The organism is Brevundimonas vesicularis (assembly GCF_027886425.1).
Taxonomy (GTDB): domain Bacteria; phylum Pseudomonadota; class Alphaproteobacteria; order Caulobacterales; family Caulobacteraceae; genus Brevundimonas; species Brevundimonas vesicularis_C.
This window is the reverse complement of the sequence record NZ_CP115671.1, coordinates 1,739,190-1,752,888: the sequence shown is the minus strand read 5'-3', so window position 1 is coordinate 1,752,888 and position 13,699 is coordinate 1,739,190. Positions and strand designations below refer to the sequence as shown.

Annotated in this window: 25 protein-coding genes; 3 read left to right on the top strand and 22 right to left on the bottom strand. The window is 64.8% G+C overall.

Features of this window, described 5'->3' with window-relative positions:
- Positions 1 to 175: 175 nt before the first annotated feature.
- The 21 genes from PFY01_RS08920 to PFY01_RS08820 form a co-directional block, all read right to left on the bottom strand.
- Positions 176 to 373: a helix-turn-helix domain-containing protein gene (locus tag PFY01_RS08920; RefSeq protein WP_271041049.1), complete on the bottom strand. Its 198-nt coding sequence runs from the start codon at positions 371 to 373 to the stop codon at positions 176 to 178.
- Positions 354 to 788, bottom strand: a complete 435-nt coding sequence (locus PFY01_RS08915; protein WP_271041048.1) for a thermonuclease family protein — start codon at positions 786 to 788, stop codon at positions 354 to 356. Before PFY01_RS08915 ends, PFY01_RS08920 begins: the two co-directional genes overlap by 20 nt.
- Entirely contained in the window at positions 785 to 1,006 is a 222-nt protein-coding gene (locus PFY01_RS08910; RefSeq protein WP_271041047.1) for a hypothetical protein, read from the bottom strand. The genes PFY01_RS08915 and PFY01_RS08910 overlap by 4 nt, the downstream gene beginning before the upstream one ends.
- Positions 1,003 to 1,461, bottom strand: a complete 459-nt coding sequence (locus PFY01_RS08905) for a hypothetical protein (protein WP_271041046.1) — start codon at positions 1,459 to 1,461, stop codon at positions 1,003 to 1,005. Before PFY01_RS08905 ends, PFY01_RS08910 begins: the two co-directional genes overlap by 4 nt.
- Complete coding sequence (locus PFY01_RS08900; protein WP_271041045.1) at positions 1,458 to 1,619, bottom strand: DUF551 domain-containing protein; 162 nt, start codon at positions 1,617 to 1,619, stop codon at positions 1,458 to 1,460. Before PFY01_RS08900 ends, PFY01_RS08905 begins: the two co-directional genes overlap by 4 nt.
- A 727-nt stretch (positions 1,620 to 2,346) precedes the next feature.
- Entirely contained in the window at positions 2,347 to 2,574 is a 228-nt protein-coding gene (locus tag PFY01_RS08895) for a hypothetical protein (protein ID WP_271041044.1), read from the bottom strand.
- Positions 2,567 to 2,797: a hypothetical protein gene (locus PFY01_RS08890; RefSeq protein WP_271041043.1), complete on the bottom strand. Its 231-nt coding sequence runs from the start codon at positions 2,795 to 2,797 to the stop codon at positions 2,567 to 2,569. The genes PFY01_RS08895 and PFY01_RS08890 overlap by 8 nt, the downstream gene beginning before the upstream one ends.
- Positions 2,798 to 2,904: 107 nt before the next feature.
- A complete protein-coding gene (locus PFY01_RS08885) occupies positions 2,905 to 3,720 on the bottom strand; it encodes a hypothetical protein (RefSeq protein WP_271041042.1) in 816 nt (271 codons plus the stop codon).
- Between the two features lie 265 nt (positions 3,721 to 3,985).
- Positions 3,986 to 4,777 (bottom strand): methyltransferase, encoded by a 792-nt coding sequence (locus PFY01_RS08880; protein WP_271041041.1) that lies wholly within the window; start codon positions 4,775 to 4,777, stop codon positions 3,986 to 3,988.
- Between the two features lie 275 nt (positions 4,778 to 5,052).
- Entirely contained in the window at positions 5,053 to 6,165 is a 1,113-nt protein-coding gene (locus tag PFY01_RS08875; RefSeq protein WP_420197011.1) for a DNA-methyltransferase, read from the bottom strand.
- A gap of 3 nt (positions 6,166 to 6,168) precedes the next feature.
- Positions 6,169 to 6,573 (bottom strand): HNH endonuclease, encoded by a 405-nt coding sequence (locus PFY01_RS08870; RefSeq protein ID WP_271041039.1) that lies wholly within the window; start codon positions 6,571 to 6,573, stop codon positions 6,169 to 6,171.
- Positions 6,570 to 7,283 (bottom strand): exonuclease domain-containing protein, encoded by a 714-nt coding sequence (locus tag PFY01_RS08865; protein WP_271041038.1) that lies wholly within the window; start codon positions 7,281 to 7,283, stop codon positions 6,570 to 6,572. Before PFY01_RS08865 ends, PFY01_RS08870 begins: the two co-directional genes overlap by 4 nt.
- Before the next feature lie 2 nt (positions 7,284 to 7,285).
- Complete coding sequence (locus PFY01_RS08860; RefSeq protein ID WP_271041037.1) at positions 7,286 to 7,417, bottom strand: hypothetical protein; 132 nt, start codon at positions 7,415 to 7,417, stop codon at positions 7,286 to 7,288.
- A 17-nt stretch (positions 7,418 to 7,434) separates the two neighbouring features.
- Positions 7,435 to 8,388 (bottom strand): phage recombination protein Bet, encoded by a 954-nt coding sequence (gene bet / locus PFY01_RS08855; protein ID WP_271041036.1) that lies wholly within the window; start codon positions 8,386 to 8,388, stop codon positions 7,435 to 7,437.
- Positions 8,388 to 9,392: a PD-(D/E)XK nuclease-like domain-containing protein gene (locus tag PFY01_RS08850; RefSeq protein ID WP_271041035.1), complete on the bottom strand. Its 1,005-nt coding sequence runs from the start codon at positions 9,390 to 9,392 to the stop codon at positions 8,388 to 8,390. The genes bet and PFY01_RS08850 overlap by 1 nt, the downstream gene beginning before the upstream one ends.
- Positions 9,393 to 9,462: 70 nt before the next feature.
- Positions 9,463 to 9,666, bottom strand: a complete 204-nt coding sequence (locus PFY01_RS08845) for a hypothetical protein (protein ID WP_271041034.1) — start codon at positions 9,664 to 9,666, stop codon at positions 9,463 to 9,465.
- Positions 9,663 to 9,842 (bottom strand): hypothetical protein, encoded by a 180-nt coding sequence (locus PFY01_RS08840; RefSeq protein WP_271041033.1) that lies wholly within the window; start codon positions 9,840 to 9,842, stop codon positions 9,663 to 9,665. The genes PFY01_RS08845 and PFY01_RS08840 overlap by 4 nt, the downstream gene beginning before the upstream one ends.
- Before the next feature lie 2 nt (positions 9,843 to 9,844).
- Positions 9,845 to 10,159, bottom strand: a complete 315-nt coding sequence (locus PFY01_RS08835) for a hypothetical protein (protein ID WP_271041032.1) — start codon at positions 10,157 to 10,159, stop codon at positions 9,845 to 9,847.
- On the bottom strand, positions 10,159 to 10,632 hold the full coding sequence (locus PFY01_RS08830) for a hypothetical protein (protein WP_271041031.1): 474 nt from the start codon (positions 10,630 to 10,632) through the stop codon (positions 10,159 to 10,161). The genes PFY01_RS08835 and PFY01_RS08830 overlap by 1 nt, the downstream gene beginning before the upstream one ends.
- 389 nt (positions 10,633 to 11,021) lie before the next feature.
- Positions 11,022 to 11,744, bottom strand: a complete 723-nt coding sequence (locus PFY01_RS08825) for a hypothetical protein (protein ID WP_271041030.1) — start codon at positions 11,742 to 11,744, stop codon at positions 11,022 to 11,024.
- Positions 11,741 to 12,115, bottom strand: a complete 375-nt coding sequence (locus PFY01_RS08820) for a helix-turn-helix domain-containing protein (RefSeq protein WP_271041029.1) — start codon at positions 12,113 to 12,115, stop codon at positions 11,741 to 11,743. Before PFY01_RS08820 ends, PFY01_RS08825 begins: the two co-directional genes overlap by 4 nt.
- Before the next feature lie 120 nt (positions 12,116 to 12,235).
- Here PFY01_RS08820 and PFY01_RS08815 point away from each other — a divergent pair, with 120 nt between their 5' ends.
- Positions 12,236 to 12,454, top strand: a complete 219-nt coding sequence (locus tag PFY01_RS08815) for a helix-turn-helix domain-containing protein (RefSeq protein WP_271041028.1) — start codon at positions 12,236 to 12,238, stop codon at positions 12,452 to 12,454.
- A gap of 10 nt (positions 12,455 to 12,464) precedes the next feature.
- Here the strand turns inward: PFY01_RS08815 and PFY01_RS08810 are convergent, their stop codons facing one another.
- The gene (locus PFY01_RS08810) at positions 12,465 to 12,737 is read right to left on the bottom strand and encodes a hypothetical protein (protein WP_271041027.1); all 273 of its coding nucleotides are present in this window, start codon (positions 12,735 to 12,737) and stop codon (positions 12,465 to 12,467) included.
- 107 nt (positions 12,738 to 12,844) lie between these two features.
- Between PFY01_RS08810 and PFY01_RS08805 the strand changes: the two genes are divergently transcribed.
- Both PFY01_RS08805 and PFY01_RS08800 read left to right on the top strand, forming a co-directional pair.
- Complete coding sequence (locus PFY01_RS08805; protein ID WP_271041026.1) at positions 12,845 to 13,300, top strand: hypothetical protein; 456 nt, start codon at positions 12,845 to 12,847, stop codon at positions 13,298 to 13,300.
- Positions 13,300 to 13,629, top strand: a complete 330-nt coding sequence (locus PFY01_RS08800; protein WP_271041025.1) for a hypothetical protein — start codon at positions 13,300 to 13,302, stop codon at positions 13,627 to 13,629. Before PFY01_RS08805 ends, PFY01_RS08800 begins: the two co-directional genes overlap by 1 nt.
- The last annotated feature ends 70 nt before the right edge of the window (positions 13,630 to 13,699 follow it).

Here is a 13,699-nt window from a genome sequence, read left to right as displayed (position 1 = left end):
GCAATGTCAGTGGAGATAGGTGGAGAAAGTTCAGCGCCCGCAAGGCCTAGAGTTCAGGCCCTGTGGAGGGTCGTGGAGGCGCACGGAGGGGTCTTCGAATCCCACCGCTTCCGCCAGCCTCTCACACCACCACTGGATTTGCGGGGCGTTTCGGGTTTGCGCCCTAAGCCGCGCCCTAAGCCGCTTCTGGCGAGTTGGCCAAAAGCGCCTCGAGCGAACTTCTGGGGATAAGTGTCCGTCGCCCAACCTTGCGACGCTCCAGGCGCCCCTCCGCGAGCAACGCGTAGATGGTCGCCTCGCTCAGGCTCATCGCCGCGCTCGCCTCTGCAATCGAGTAGGCCAGCTTGAAGCCGTTATCGTTCGCCGCGCTCATCTCCACACTCCCCTGCGTTCTCTCCGGGCTGCGTTCTCTTCGCGCCGGTATGGGTCTCGAAGTTCGTCTCGCTGATGGCCAGGCCCTCGCGGACCAGCTGGGCGCCGAGGTCGCGGCCCCTGACCGTGCACACCGCGACATTGCGGCGATACCGATCGGTGTCGGCGATGGTGCAGCGAGCGCCGGCGCTGGCCAGCTGACGCGCGCGGGCAGCCGCGGCCGAAGCCGTGGACCGGGCGACAGGCGAGCAGGCCCAGACATCCGGCCGCTGGCGGCAGCGGGTATGAGGCGCGACCTCCCCAGCATCGATCCCTGCCAAGCGCACCCGGTGGCGCTCGCCGTCGGCGCTCACGCACCGGCCGCTGTCCCCGTCGCTCATGAGCAGGGTCGCGCAGATTAGGACGACGGCGCTCATCCCTCCCCCTTCCCGGCCCGAAGCCTGACGATCTCGGCCATGGCAAATCGCATGACGGCGGCCTCGTTGCCGGCGCCCCAGCCTGCGATCTCGGTTCCGGCCTCCGCCATCTTCGAAAGGATGTTGTCGCGCGTCAGGCCTAGCCGGTCGAACCGCTGCTGGTCGTGCGCCACATCCCAGGCCGAACGGGTTGGGTCCAATACGGTCACGTCGTTCATTTCCTCTCCCCCTTCCCATTGCGGGCGAGGAAGGCGCGTCCTCTTTCGATAAGCGGTTCGCGGTCAAGAACGACGCCAACGTAGAACATCTCGCCGTCTGCGCTGGTCCAGTGAGGACCATGCCTATTGTAGAGGTCTATAGTGCAGCCGAACTCTTCGACTGTTTCGGCGATAATAGCCCTCGCCTCCTTCAGTTCAGCGATCAGGGCTTTGATGGTGGCGGGGTTGGCGGCTGCTACAAACTTTGCGCGTTCAAATGCATCGCCAAGGCTTGGAGCAGATTTCCAGTCTTCGGGATCAGTCTGAGCCAGAAAATCGGCAATAGGCCGATCACCTTCGACCACGAATCCGCCACCTCCAAGTGTCCATGACTTCCCACCCGCCTCATCCGCCAGCTTCTCCAGCGCGTCTAGGTCGATGACCTTTTTGGTGGCTTCACCGATATGGTCGGTCATGCGTCACCTGTCGGGGCGGCGGGAAGCGGCATCCAGTGGGTGGCCTCTTTGTCGGGCGCATCCTGTTGCCCCCAAGGCCGGTCATCGTAGGACCACTCACCAAGGGCATTGCAGATCGCGAGGCAGAACCAGCCTTTGAAATCCTTGTGTCCGAGCATGACGCGCTCCTGTCGAGGCGCGGTGCTGATGTCCTGCCACCCGCCCCTGGCAGCGGCGATGCGGGGGCGGCTGCGACAAGAAGCTCATATGCCCGTTCGATATGTGGCCCGAGTTTCATGGCCTCTGCCGCGCCGATCTCAGCGGACAGGTTGAACGCGGCGGTTTCTAGTTGCTGCGGTGTGGCCCTTACAGGCACCAGGCGCAGCGCATCGGTGGGGGTCTGGGTCATTGGGGCGTGTCCTGGGTGTAGGGCGGCGTCGATGCGCTTCACCGCGTGTTTTGCAGCGCCCGCGACGGTTCGATCTGTGGTCAGCGGACAATCAATCGCATCCAATGTCCCGCGAGCCGCCTCCAACGCTTTCGCCAGCCTATCCGCTCGGGCTTCGGCTGCGGTGGCTCGGACCTGCCATTCAGAAGCACAGGCTGATTGCTGGACTATGATCCGATCAGCGGCCTCGGCCTTGGCTTTCCACTCATCTGCCAAGTCGCTCCAGATCGTTTCGTTCGCCTCTGCGCGCCGAACAGCCTCAGCAAGCGAAGTGATCTCGGCTTGAGCGGATGCGGCGGTGACGAGGGGCGCTTCTAGGGCAACGTGCAGGGCGTTCAGTACGACGAGCGCGCCCGGTACGTCTGCATCGGATCGGTGAAGGCGCTCCCAAGCCTGATGCAGCAGCCCGTTCAGATCGACCAACTCCAGCCCCGACGTGTTCGCGTTAGAGGGGGCGGTCAAGGGAAGGGCTCCATTTTCTGAAAGACGTGCTTTACTGAGCGCGCCAAATGCTTGCGGATTGCTAGAATGCGGGTTCCATCGGGCTTGGTGAAGATTGCGCGCATAGACAAGATGTCGTCGTTGTCGCTCAAAATCGCCTCGACATTTTCGGGGCCAGTCCAGTCCTTGCCGACCAAGAACATGTCTCGGTCTGCGCCGCCGATTGATTGCCACTTCTCAGCCATCACTCTCCCCTTCCTTCGCGGCGGTCGATTTCAGGGCGGCGGCGTGCGCGACGATGGAAAGACAGGCACGGCAATCGACCTTCTCTCTGGTCTTTTTCCAGCGGTAATCGGTGCGATCCACATGACCGCACAATGTCTGCCAGCCCATTATGCCAGGCGCGTCGTAGTGAACGATCTTGCGGCCCATTTCCCGCGTCTCCGCGTCGGCGGTATAGCGGGCCATCTACCTCCCCTCCGATTTCAGGGTGGCGAGAACCATCGCCTCGATGTTGGAAAGCGCACCCAAGGCCTGAACAAACGAACCGTCAGCACCGCGCTTCACTTCTGCCGTCACGCGATCAGCCAAGTCTTGCAGCACCCTGTCGGCATCGGCGGCGGGGGCGGGGATGGGTGGGCGTAGAGGGGCTGGACTTCCGGCCATTCCAGGTCTTTTCGTGGCTCCTGATCTGACAGCCTCCACGGTGTTTCGCCATTGACCCTGTAGCGCCACGCCACAGGCTCCCCCGCCGCCCCTTCGTCCTCGGCCTCGGCTTGCATAGCCGCCTTCAGGCCTTTCAGGTCTTCGGTGTAGGGCGTGATGTCTGGCTGTTCGTCCTGGGCCTCGGCTCGGGCGGGGGTGGTGACGTTCTGAGGACCGGAATAAACTGGCGTCACAGAGCCTCGACCGGCCATCAGCGGGACAGGTTCGCCCTTCGGAACGAAGACCATGCCGACACCAGATTTCGGCGCGACCAGATGACCAAGGAACTCCCCCTGCTGGCCTCCCAAGGCGGAGCGGGCGGATAGGAGGGCGAGAAGGTCAGCATAAGGAACCTCGACAGCCGCGCTCGACAGGCTGTCTTCAACCCATGTCGCGCGTTTGCTTTGAGGAACAAGGTTGCGGGCCTCATCTCTGGCCTTCATCCGACGTGCATTAAGCCGGTCTTCTAGCCGCGCCGCCGCCTTCCGCGTCTCTCCGCTCGGTTGGGGGTGCGTGTCGTTGCCAGTGTGCGCCAGAGCCACCGCCCGCTGGTCGTCAGTTAAGGTCGCCAGGAAGCCGCTCGGTTGGGGGTGGAGGGCTACAACCTCATGGCCTTCGGTCAGGGCGGCGACAGCGGCGATCCGCGTTCCGGTCCAAAGCCAGCCGCCGTCGCTTTCACGGATCAACCATCCGCCCGGCCCGACGGCCTCCCCTCCGACCCGCTCGCTTTGACCGGAGCGGTGGGGGCTTCCCTGACGATCTTGTAGGCCACCACATCTTTCGGATCGGTGCGACGTGGGCTGTGCAACCAGTCGCAGAATGCGCTCGCACCTTCGTCTTCCGTGCCGTCGCGGTAACGGACGCGAACGCGCGTTGCGGGCGGGTGCGGGCGCGGTCCTCCGCTCCATGTGGTCCAGTCCAGCGGGCCGGGTGTGGGGGCTTGGGTCGCGGTCATGCTGCGGCTCCGAAGAGGCTAAGCTGACCATCATTGTGATGGTCGGCGATGATAGTCGGTGTGCGGAGCGAACGTGCCTCCGCGTAATCAGCGAGGGCGATCTCGACTTTGGGAGCCGCGCCGCGCCAGTCGCCGGCCCAGACGGAGCAGTCGATGCCGCAGTTTGGGGTCAGGTCGATCTTCGTTCGATCGCGGAAGCGTTTGGCCTTCTCGCTTCGGCTGTCTGGCTCGAAACTGGGCCTACCGCTGTAGGCCCAAGGCACCGATCCAGCAGGAAGAATGAAGGTGGCGTTGTCTGCGTAGCGCTCGGCGCGCTCGACGATGGCGAGGTCAAAATCGCCTATGCCATTCAGGCGGCCGAACGGCGGGTTGCTGATGACCCAATCAAACCGGCCGATGTCCAGATCTGACATCGCATCGGCGATGATCCAAGTCGCCTCCGGGAGGAGCTTCTGGCCGATAGCCGCATAGTCAGGATTGATCTCGACGCACGTGATCTGCGGCGTTGGACCTGAGTTCACCCAGCACCGCCGCTGATAGACGGCGTAGGACAGCACGCCGATACCAGCACATAGGTCGAGCACGCGCGGGCCGCCCACCTCAAGCTCAAACGTCCAGGCCATGTCGAGTGGTGTGAAGAAGGCGCCCGCCGCGCTGTTCACGTGATTTGCGGATTCCTGCCAGTTATCGAACACAAACTCCCGCTCTTCTTCCGTCAGCCTGTCTTGTTTCAAATACCCAAGCGCCCGCACGTGGGCCTTGATCTGCGGCTTCGTGAGCTTCGCCATCTACGCCTCCCCTCATTTGCGGGGCTGTCTTCTCCGGTGGGGCTCGGACGGTTCGCATTCATCACCTCGGGCAGTCGATCCAGGCCGACGAGGTGGATGCCGAGTGTCACGGCTTGCAGTTCAGCGATCAGCCGCGCGTTGTTTGGTTGTCCCTGCTTCTCCCCATCAGACGCGGGCCTCCGATTGGGCGCGGAGGATCAACCGGCCCTCGACGGTGTCGATGATGCTCGCCCCTTCCAGCTTCTCGATCAGCGATGTGATGGTCTGGTCAGACATCAGGCGGCGACCTCTATGGCTTGGAACATGCCCTGCTCGGTCGAGATGCGACGGCGCGCGATCTCGGCGTATTCGGGGTTCAGTTCGATGATGGTGCAGTCGAGGCCCATGCGGTCAGCGACAAGGGCCGTGGTCCCGGCGCCGCCGAAGGGGTCGAGGACGGTTCCGCCGGCGGGGCAGCCCGCCTGCAGGCAACGTTCGGCAAGCTCGGGCGGAAACGTGGCGAAGTGGGCCTCACTGAACGGACGCGTGGCGATGGGCCAGACCTGAACGGGCGCCGGTTCATAGTTGCGGAGGTTCCGGCCCTCGCCGCGTGGCGTCTGCTCGATGCCGGTATGGTTGATGTGACCAGCATGGCGCGGCCCAGCAACGTCCGCCGCGCGGATTTTTTCTCGACGTTCTGCCTCCGGAACAGCGGAACCAAGGGTGTGACGACCATGCGTGGAACGACCCCGGACAGCCTTCATTGGTCGTTCGGGTCGCGTGCCTCCGTTCGCCCTATCGGACCCGCCCTGCGCTTCAATGTCTTGGGCCAGCCGCGAAACAGACGCCGTGGCGAGACCCTGCCGCACCGCGTCCCCGTCGTAGTGGTATCGAGGCGCCCGGCTCAGCAGGAAGATCTTTTCGTGCGATGTCGCCGGCCGGTCATTGATGCTCTCGGGCATCGGGTTCGGCTTGGCCCAGATGATCTCCGAGCGGACCCACCAGCCCGCCTCCTGCAGGGCGATGGCCAGCCGGTTCGGGACCATGCAGAGGTCTTTCGCCTTCAGCACGCCCTGGATGGTCGAGAACGGCTTGTCGCGGAACGTCCGGTCATCCGTACCCGCCGCCTTCGTGTCGGCCGCGCTTCGTCCGTTCGGCGAAGTGGCGTAGCAGTCGCCGTAGTTCAGCCAGAGGGTGCCCGTCGGCTTCAGGACGCGGCGAACCTCTTCGAACACTCCGACCATGACGGACAGGTGCTCGCCGAGCGTCGGCTCAAGGCCGATCTGCCCGTCGACGCCATAGTCGCGAAGGCCCCAATAGGGCGGCGAGGTCACGACGCAGTCCACAGAGTCCGCTGGCATTTCGCGCAGCCGGTCACGGACGTCACCGATCAAGATCGTCACGCCCATCCTCTAGCCCTCCCTGTTGGAGGAAGAGGCGGCGCCATCGTTCGCGGCCTGGGTCCGAGCGGCCTTCTTCGTCAGCTTTATCTTGCCGTCGAAGCCGCGGGAGACGGAGCCGAAGCCCCGCGATTGGATGGGCCTGCGAACGCGATTAGTGCCGGTTTCGCCAGCCAAGCGCTTCACCTTGCCGCGCGCCTTTGCCTCGGCCGCCGTCTTCTGCTTGTGGCAGTCGACGCAGAGGGCTTCGAGGTTGTCGTTGGCGTTTGACCCGCCAGACCAGAGCGGCAGGATGTGATCGACGTCCACGGCTGGCGCGTCACAGTAGGAGCGCTTGCAGATGCCGCCCTGCCCTTCGATCACGGCGTCGCGTCGGGACTTGCTGACGGCGCGCTTCTGAATCTCGACGGCAGTCATCGTCCCGCCCTCCGATCAAGCTCGCGCTGGGCGTTCCACTTCAGGTCCGCCTCCATGCTCGGCTGGGCCAGCATCCACGACAGGAAGCCGGCGTCGACCTCGGGCCACGGCTTGCCCCGGAACTTGCCGATCGGGCACGTCGGAAGCACGCGCGGCTCCTTCGTCCAGGCGACCAGATCCTGATCGGTCGCGCCGGCTGCGAAGAGCGCCTTGAGGATATGGGCGGTGACATAGGCGTCAGGCCCGGCCCGGTGCGGCGGCATGGCCGTGTCGTGGTCCAGGGTCAGCAGGCCGCGATCTTCCAGCCAGTAGCGTAGCACGCCGTTCGAATGGGCCGGGGCGTCTGGCCAGACCCGAAGGGCCGCTTTCAACGTACAGATCGAGTGGGCGCCGTGGTCGCCGAGGAAGCGGTTCTCAAAGTCCAGGTTGTGAGCGACGATAGCCGACAAGACCGGATCACCTTCGAACAGTCGCGCTCGGGTGTCCGCGAAGGATGCGAGACCGGCGACCTCGGCCGCGCTGATGTGGTGGACAGCTCGCGTTTCGGGCGGAATGGACTGCACGCCGCAAAGCCACGAAACCGGGCTGCCGACAGTCCATTCGCTGGGGTCGTCGCCTGAGCCGATCAGGTCGCAGTATCCGACCTCCACCACTTCGGCCGGCGGCTCCATGCCCGTCGTCTCGAAGTCGATGACGCGAAGAACGACCATGCTCAGCCCTCCTTCGCAGCGATGATGGCGGCTTCCAGCGCCTTCGCCTTGCTGAGGTCGGTCGCCTTCAGGATGGCAAACTTCGCCAGCTCTTTCCGGTCCTGCTCCAGATGCGCAATCTGCTCCGGCCGCATGAACGGCAGGTCTTCGATCAGCTTGTCGGCCCAAGCGATGACATCGACAGCCGAGCCCGTTCCTTCAACGGCGTTGGCCTCAGCGGGCCCGGCTGTCTGGCCTCCTCCAGTGATGGGGAGATCACCGGGGAAGGTTTCGCCCGCGTCGGTCTGGTCGGAGGCACCGTCGGACGCGGGCTGTTCCGAGGCGTCGGAGGGGCCGCCTCGAAATCTGGAATCTGATTGTCGGGGTCGCGCGGGTCGAAGCCCTGCTCGCCATGCACGGTCGTGAAGCCTTCGCGCGGGCCATCGGTCGGCGCGGCGAGACGGGCTGCCAAGTTGGGCGCCGGGCGGTTGGTCACATCGCGGACAGAGCCGAAGGCCTGGCCCTCGACCTCTTCCGCCGCGTATTCATTGCCGATCTCTTCGGGGAATGCCCGACGGAGCGCGGCAGCCTCGGCGCACTTTTCCAGCTGACCACGCGGACGCTTGGCCCACATGCTGTTCGGGGCTTTCGTGTCGCGCTTGGCGGTGGCGTAGGTCTCGATCCAGTAGGTCTTCGGACCGACGAAGGCGACGCGCTGCCCGGCGATCAGGCGATAGACCGTGCATTGCGCCCACTCGGGATAGCGGACGTCGACGCCCCCGAGCTTCTCCTCGACCATCGGTCCGTATTCGGTGTCTTCGAAGCCGGCGAACGATCCGGTGCGCATGGCCGTCGTGCGCAGCTCGGCAATGCCAGGCCAGACGGTGTCGACCATCCCGCCGCGTTTGCGGTCGTAGATCGGGACGATCTGGACAGGCTTCTTAAAGATGTCGAGATTGCGGGCCCGGCAGTAGGCCAGAGCCATGATGATGCTCTCGGGGCGCTCGGCGGCCGGGAACACGGCATCGGTGAGGACGCGCCACGACGACTGATCGACACCCGGAAAGCGCTCGGCGATGGCGGGGTGATAGGGCAGACGCGGCCCTTGGATGGCGACGGCATTCATCAGGCAGCTTCCTTGTTCGGGGTGTTGTCGTTGTCGCTGGCCTCGGCGGCGGCGATCTCAAGGCGCTCGTCGATCCGCTTGGCGGCCCACGGCGGCAGGGTCAGATATTCGGCGTCGCGGCGCGTTCCGCCTGGGCCCGGCCATTCGCCTGTCGCAACGCACTCGGCGAACTGATCGATGGAACGGCGCAACTGCATCCGCCCGCGCTCCAGATCGGCGCCGGTCAGCACGGTCACGCGGACGCAATGCGGCGGGGCCTTCTCGACCCAGACCAGGGCGAACTCTTCCATGGGGCGGCCGAGAACAGCCTCAGAGGCCATGCCGACCAGCGCGGCCTGCATGTGATATCCGTAGTTGGCCAGCGAGCGCTCCAGGCTGTCGTCCGACACGCTGTCGGCGGTTTTCAGATCAGCGAACAGGCCAGACGACGACGGGATGTTGTCGGGGCGGCTCTTGAGCCATGCGCCCGTCTTCTCGTCCTTGAAGATCAGGGATCGCTCCACGGCGCCGTCGAGGATGCCCGACTTAACCAGCGGGTGGGCGCCCAGCGAACGGGCCATGCCGGTGATCGCTTCGAGCTCGGCGTCGGTGATGATCGTCAGGCCAGCCTTGATCTGCTCGGCCTTCCACTCCTTCGCCGCGTCTGTGCGCCAGTCCTTCCACTTCGAAGGGCGGATGACGAACTCAGCGTCGAAGCCTTTCCGGCCGAGATACAGCAGATGGTGCGCAGCCTTCCCGATGGAGAAGTGCGGGCGCTCGGGCTGATCCCTGGGGACCATGACCTCGACCCCGTCCACGACCTGCAGGACGAAGCCCGCCGGATTGTAGGGGCTGGCGTGGAAATAGTGCGCCGGCGACTGGCTCCAGATCGTGCGGAGGCCTGACGACGAGATCGACGGGCCGACGCACAGGTCGCCGTGATACTCGGCCATCGACAGCGCATAGACGCCTGGGACCGAAACCTTGCCGGGAGGTGGCAGCGGTAGGGGGTTGGAAAGGCTCAAGGCTTCCTCCGAACCGGGATTGAGAAGATCGCCAGCAGGCCCACGGCCGCGACGAGGATTTGGAAGGCGATCACAGCGACCAGAGCGCCCCTAGGACGAGAAGGCCGATGCCGAGGACGAACACGGCGCGGATCAGGTTGACGGGGTAGCGGCGGGACTTCGGCGCGGCCCGGCTGGCGGCGAGGACGGCGTTGCAATGCCGCTCGTTCCAGCGCTCCCTGACGCCATCCCATTCGGGATTGGCCAGGGCGCCGGTGATGGGGTGGCGGATCATGCCAGCACCAGACGCAGGGCCTTCACCGCGTCCTCTGCTGCACGATTGGCGGCGTTGCGGGCAGCGATGGCCGATGCCGGGCAGTCATGCTCGGAGATCCGGGTGAACTCGCCGTCGGGACCGACGAGGGCCACAGCATAGAGACGCTGGGCGCCAGGGCAGACGATGGCTTCCATGGTCAGGCCGCCTTCTGCATGACAGCCGGCGGCGGCGCGTCGTTGCCCTCGGCCTCGCGAATGGCGCGGACCAGATCGAGAAGCTGAACCTCGTGGACGCCGTCGAACGGAGCCTCAGACGTGATCGCCAGATCAGCGGCGACCGGGATCATCGCCCTCGCCTGCTCGACCGTCAGCCAGCGGCGGGTCGAGCGTTGGAGGATGCGGTTGCCCTCGACGATGAAGGTCTTGAGCCGCGTTGGCGGGACCAGACCGGGATCAACCAGCGCGGCGGCGTTGGCGATGATGGGGCGGATGGTTTCGGAGACGTGGCGCATCAGGCCGCTTCCTCGACCTGGGCGTTGTCGTTCACAGCCGGAACTGCAGCGTCGGCATAGGTGAAGACGCCGACCAGACGATCGGTCCAGGACCGGCCTAGCCAGCACTGCGACGCCGCCTTGCCGAACTGGCAGGAGATCATCTTGGGTTCGGCGCCGCCCGTCTCGGACACGACGCCGGCATGATGACCGTCGCGGCCCATGTCGAAGACCAGCACGTCGCCGGGCTGAGCCGCAGCCAGGGTCGTCAGCTTCATGCCGCGGTTGAAGAACTGGCCCATGGCCATCCAACGATCGCGCGGACCCCAGCCCGGCAAGAACGAAGGAGCCCGGCCGCCGAAGCATTGAGCGATGAAGGTCCAGCCGTTGAAGCAGTCAGCCTGGACCGGCGACGAGACGTAGGCGTGACCGATCAGCGAGCGCGCGGATTCAAGCGCGGCGGATCGGTCGATGTTGGCGGGATGGATAGACATGGGTCACTCCGTTTCGATGGAGTAATTGTGCACCACATGCACAATCTGTGTCAATAATTATTTGCATGGGATGCACAGCCAGCCCGACAGAAACGGACGTAGGGAGCAGCACTAGGGCTGGACTCCTGCATCGTCAGCCGGAATCAGTGTGTGCATGATGCGAACGATCTACTGCGTTCAGCCCTATCAAAGGTCGGCCGGAAGGCTGGTCCCCGGACACATGCGCCGCCTGCTAAGCCAAGACGCGGCGATACGGGCGGCGCGTGCCTACAAGGGCGCGGCTGCGGGCGTGGTGGTGTTTCGGGTGGTGGGGTCACCGGAAGCCGACTTCTGGACAGACCCCATACTGATTGCGCGGTCTGGGGCAGTTCCGGCCGAGGCAGCCTAGGCTAGGAGGCCGCTGCTGTGCGCGACCTCAAAAGGCGCGCGCACTGTGTTTCATCCAGCGCCATCTCCGGCGCGCCCTGCAGTCCATCGACATATTGAGTGGAAAGCCACTTGCTAGCCGGGTCTGAAGCCGCTGGCGTTGGAAGATGGCGGGCCAAGAGGTCGTCATGTCGTGCCGGCGAAATCTGGCTCTTGCACATGCCGAGTGCGAGCAACAGTTCCCCCGTGGCGAAAACTTTGCTCGTTTGCCAGCTGGCCTTGCCATAGCCCTTCAGCAGTTCATCGGACGCGGCCTGGCGCGCTGCGGCCCGGACATCAGGTGGCTCAGCCGTGAAGATGCCAACTGTGATCGGATCGGCGGCGGCCTTTGCGCAGAGCGCTTCGTGCCGATCAAACATAGCGTCGACGATCCGTTGGGGCTCACCGCCAGATTCCAGCGCATCAAGGTCGCGGGACAGGCCCTGTCGAAACAGCGTGGTTTGCCGGCCAACAATGTCGCCCGACCAGCGATTTATCGTTGCCTCATCCACCCCGCCCGCGCTGGCCTCATCCACAATGCGGGTAACGAGCACATCGGTAAAATCGTCGGCGACGACATAACCGAGCTGGGGGCAAGTGGCGCCCACAGCGACATATTGGCTGACGGTATCGACCCGAGCGTATACTCCGACCTGGCTTGGGTCGACGTCGGTTTGCACCGCGAAAGCCGCTAGCAGCCCGATCATCCGTCCGTCCCGGTCTTTAGCCCGCTCAGCATCTTGAGCGCGACAGGACGCTGGGCGGCCGGGATCTGATCCATGATCGTCCAGATGCCTTCCGGGTCTTCCGGGTTTCGCATGATGAGCGATGGCACATCGGTGCCGTAAACTTCGGCCAGCACCTCAAGGAGCCGCTGATTGTAGGGGTTCTTGAAGCTCTCAATCCGGCTCAGGGTCGAGTGGCTGAGGCCGATCTTGTTCAGGTCAACCTCCTCGCCTTCAGCGACGACGCGATCCTCGAACAGCGCCTCCGCCTTGTCGCGCACGCCCTGGAGGGAAAGCCCAGAGGCTTTCCGCCATTGGCGCAAATAGTGCTTGGGGCGTTCGCTGTGCGGCATGTGCACATTCTCGCGCACCGTGAAAAAGCCAGCCAGCGGCCACCGTGCACAATCGCCTTGACCTGTTATGTGCATGTGGTGCACATTCTGCGCATGACGCAGACCAGGCTTGATCGATGGATGGGTTCCGAGCGGGACGACCAGTGGCTGGCAAACGCCGTCGGCTGCAGTCGATCGCAGGCGTCGCGCATCCGGCGCGGTAAGTCCGTTCCCTCTCTGGAGACCGCCGTTGCGATTGAGCGGGCGACCAAGGGCAAGGTGCGTCCGGCCGATCTGCTGGCCCCGGCGCCCTGCCCGACCGCCGCCAACGACGACACCGCCACCGAGAAGGCGGCCTGACGTGTCCACCTCACCGGCCCGCCTCCCTCTGGTCGTCGAAACGCTGGTGGTTGCCGACGCCGCCTATGGGACAGTGATCGAGATCCAGAAGCTGGCCACCGACGGTCGCCAGTCTGACGCGCTGGCTCTGCTGGCGCTTCTTGCCGAAGGAATGGCCGCGCACCGCCCGATCATCCGGGGCGTCCTCGCCGCCGAGCGTCAGGCCGCACAGGCTTACGATCTCACGCAGAGGCCAACAGTCCGCGTCCTCGCGAGCATCGGTGTCGCCCAGCCACATCCTCACGCCGCGAACTCTGAAGCCCAATCGCCTTCTCCCGAACAGCCAGGCCCCTCCGTCGCCTGACCGGCCCCTTCGGTCATCTGGAAACCCGCCCGGAACATCCGCAGCACATGAACAAGCTCAGCCATCGTGAACACGCCCGGCTCGCCCGCGAGCTGATCGACCAATGCGGCGGCCTGGAAGAGGCGGCCGGGGCCTGCCGGGTCCGCAAGTCGGCCCTGTCCGGCTATCAAAACCCCGAAGACCCCTCGACCATGCCGGCCGATGTCATGGACGCGCTGGAGGAATACGCGGGTCAGGGCCCGGTCTATTCCGGCGCCATCGCTGAACGCCGGATGTTCCCGACGAAGGTCACGGGCTGCCTCAAGGAACTGGCCTTCGACCTCGCCCAGGAGAGCATGGACGTCGTCACCGCCGTTCGTGAGGCCCTGGCTGACGACCGGCTGTCCCCCAACGATCTGGACGCCATCTGCCGCGCCGAGCGCGACGCCGAAGAAGCGCTTGAGCGGGTCCGCGCCGTGCGCCGTGCCGCCGAGAACGCCACTGATGATCGGAGGGCAGCCTAATGTGCGACTTCAAACCGGGCGACGAAGTGCAGGTGATTGCCGTTGGACCAAAGTCCGGCCGCTTCATCGCAGTTGGTCAGATTCACACCATCCGCGAAGTGTCGCTGCTGGTGGATGGCGAGGGGCAGAACTACGCCAACATGCACGGTGAAACCGTTGGGGTGAAGCTGGTCGGCATCAAAGCTTGGAAGCCCAACTCCGTTCACACAGACGGTCATTTCAGCCCGAGACTCTTTCGCAAGCTTCAACGTCGCGACCTGAGCGCATGGCTGAAAACGGCGACAGACTTTGAAGAGCCGACCCGCGCGCCTGTCGTGGAGCCTGCCTGATGGGCGCCCTGCTCTACCGCCTCCACATCGCATTCCAGGCCTTCGCCCATGGCGTCACCGACCTGATCAC

What these genes read in the sequence shown, in the direction of transcription:
- PFY01_RS08920 (WP_271041049.1), bottom strand. Translation starts at nt 373, where the DNA reads ATGAGCGCGGCGAACGATAACGGCTTCAAGCTGGCCTACTCGATTGCA.
- PFY01_RS08870 (WP_271041039.1), bottom strand. Translation starts at nt 6,573, where the DNA reads ATGACTGCCGTCGAGATTCAGAAGCGCGCCGTCAGCAAGTCCCGACGC.
- PFY01_RS08880 (WP_271041041.1), bottom strand. Translation starts at nt 4,777, where the DNA reads ATGGCGAAGCTCACGAAGCCGCAGATCAAGGCCCACGTGCGGGCGCTT.
- PFY01_RS08800 (WP_271041025.1), top strand. Translation starts at nt 13,300, where the DNA reads ATGTGCGACTTCAAACCGGGCGACGAAGTGCAGGTGATTGCCGTTGGA.
- PFY01_RS08860 (WP_271041037.1), bottom strand. Translation starts at nt 7,417, where the DNA reads ATGCGGCCGGAGCAGATTGCGCATCTGGAGCAGGACCGGAAAGAGCTG.
- PFY01_RS08890 (WP_271041043.1), bottom strand. Translation starts at nt 2,797, where the DNA reads ATGGCCCGCTATACCGCCGACGCGGAGACGCGGGAAATGGGCCGCAAG.
- PFY01_RS08915 (WP_271041048.1), bottom strand. Translation starts at nt 788, where the DNA reads ATGAGCGCCGTCGTCCTAATCTGCGCGACCCTGCTCATGAGCGACGGG.
- PFY01_RS08895 (WP_271041044.1), bottom strand. Translation starts at nt 2,574, where the DNA reads ATGGCTGAGAAGTGGCAATCAATCGGCGGCGCAGACCGAGACATGTTC.
- PFY01_RS08825 (WP_271041030.1), bottom strand. Translation starts at nt 11,744, where the DNA reads ATGATCGGGCTGCTAGCGGCTTTCGCGGTGCAAACCGACGTCGACCCA.
- PFY01_RS08830 (WP_271041031.1), bottom strand. Translation starts at nt 10,632, where the DNA reads ATGTCTATCCATCCCGCCAACATCGACCGATCCGCCGCGCTTGAATCC.
- PFY01_RS08900 (WP_271041045.1), bottom strand. Translation starts at nt 1,619, where the DNA reads ATGCTCGGACACAAGGATTTCAAAGGCTGGTTCTGCCTCGCGATCTGC.
- PFY01_RS08840 (WP_271041033.1), bottom strand. Translation starts at nt 9,842, where the DNA reads ATGGAAGCCATCGTCTGCCCTGGCGCCCAGCGTCTCTATGCTGTGGCC.
- bet (WP_271041036.1), bottom strand. Translation starts at nt 8,388, where the DNA reads ATGAATGCCGTCGCCATCCAAGGGCCGCGTCTGCCCTATCACCCCGCC.
- PFY01_RS08820 (WP_271041029.1), bottom strand. Translation starts at nt 12,115, where the DNA reads ATGCCGCACAGCGAACGCCCCAAGCACTATTTGCGCCAATGGCGGAAA.
- PFY01_RS08815 (WP_271041028.1), top strand. Translation starts at nt 12,236, where the DNA reads ATGGGTTCCGAGCGGGACGACCAGTGGCTGGCAAACGCCGTCGGCTGC.
- PFY01_RS08845 (WP_271041034.1), bottom strand. Translation starts at nt 9,666, where the DNA reads ATGATCCGCCACCCCATCACCGGCGCCCTGGCCAATCCCGAATGGGAT.
- PFY01_RS08835 (WP_271041032.1), bottom strand. Translation starts at nt 10,159, where the DNA reads ATGCGCCACGTCTCCGAAACCATCCGCCCCATCATCGCCAACGCCGCC.
- PFY01_RS08910 (WP_271041047.1), bottom strand. Translation starts at nt 1,006, where the DNA reads ATGAACGACGTGACCGTATTGGACCCAACCCGTTCGGCCTGGGATGTG.
- PFY01_RS08875 (WP_420197011.1), bottom strand. Translation starts at nt 6,165, where the DNA reads ATGGGCGTGACGATCTTGATCGGTGACGTCCGTGACCGGCTGCGCGAA.
- PFY01_RS08805 (WP_271041026.1), top strand. Translation starts at nt 12,845, where the DNA reads ATGAACAAGCTCAGCCATCGTGAACACGCCCGGCTCGCCCGCGAGCTG.
- PFY01_RS08865 (WP_271041038.1), bottom strand. Translation starts at nt 7,283, where the DNA reads ATGGTCGTTCTTCGCGTCATCGACTTCGAGACGACGGGCATGGAGCCG.
- PFY01_RS08905 (WP_271041046.1), bottom strand. Translation starts at nt 1,461, where the DNA reads ATGACCGACCATATCGGTGAAGCCACCAAAAAGGTCATCGACCTAGAC.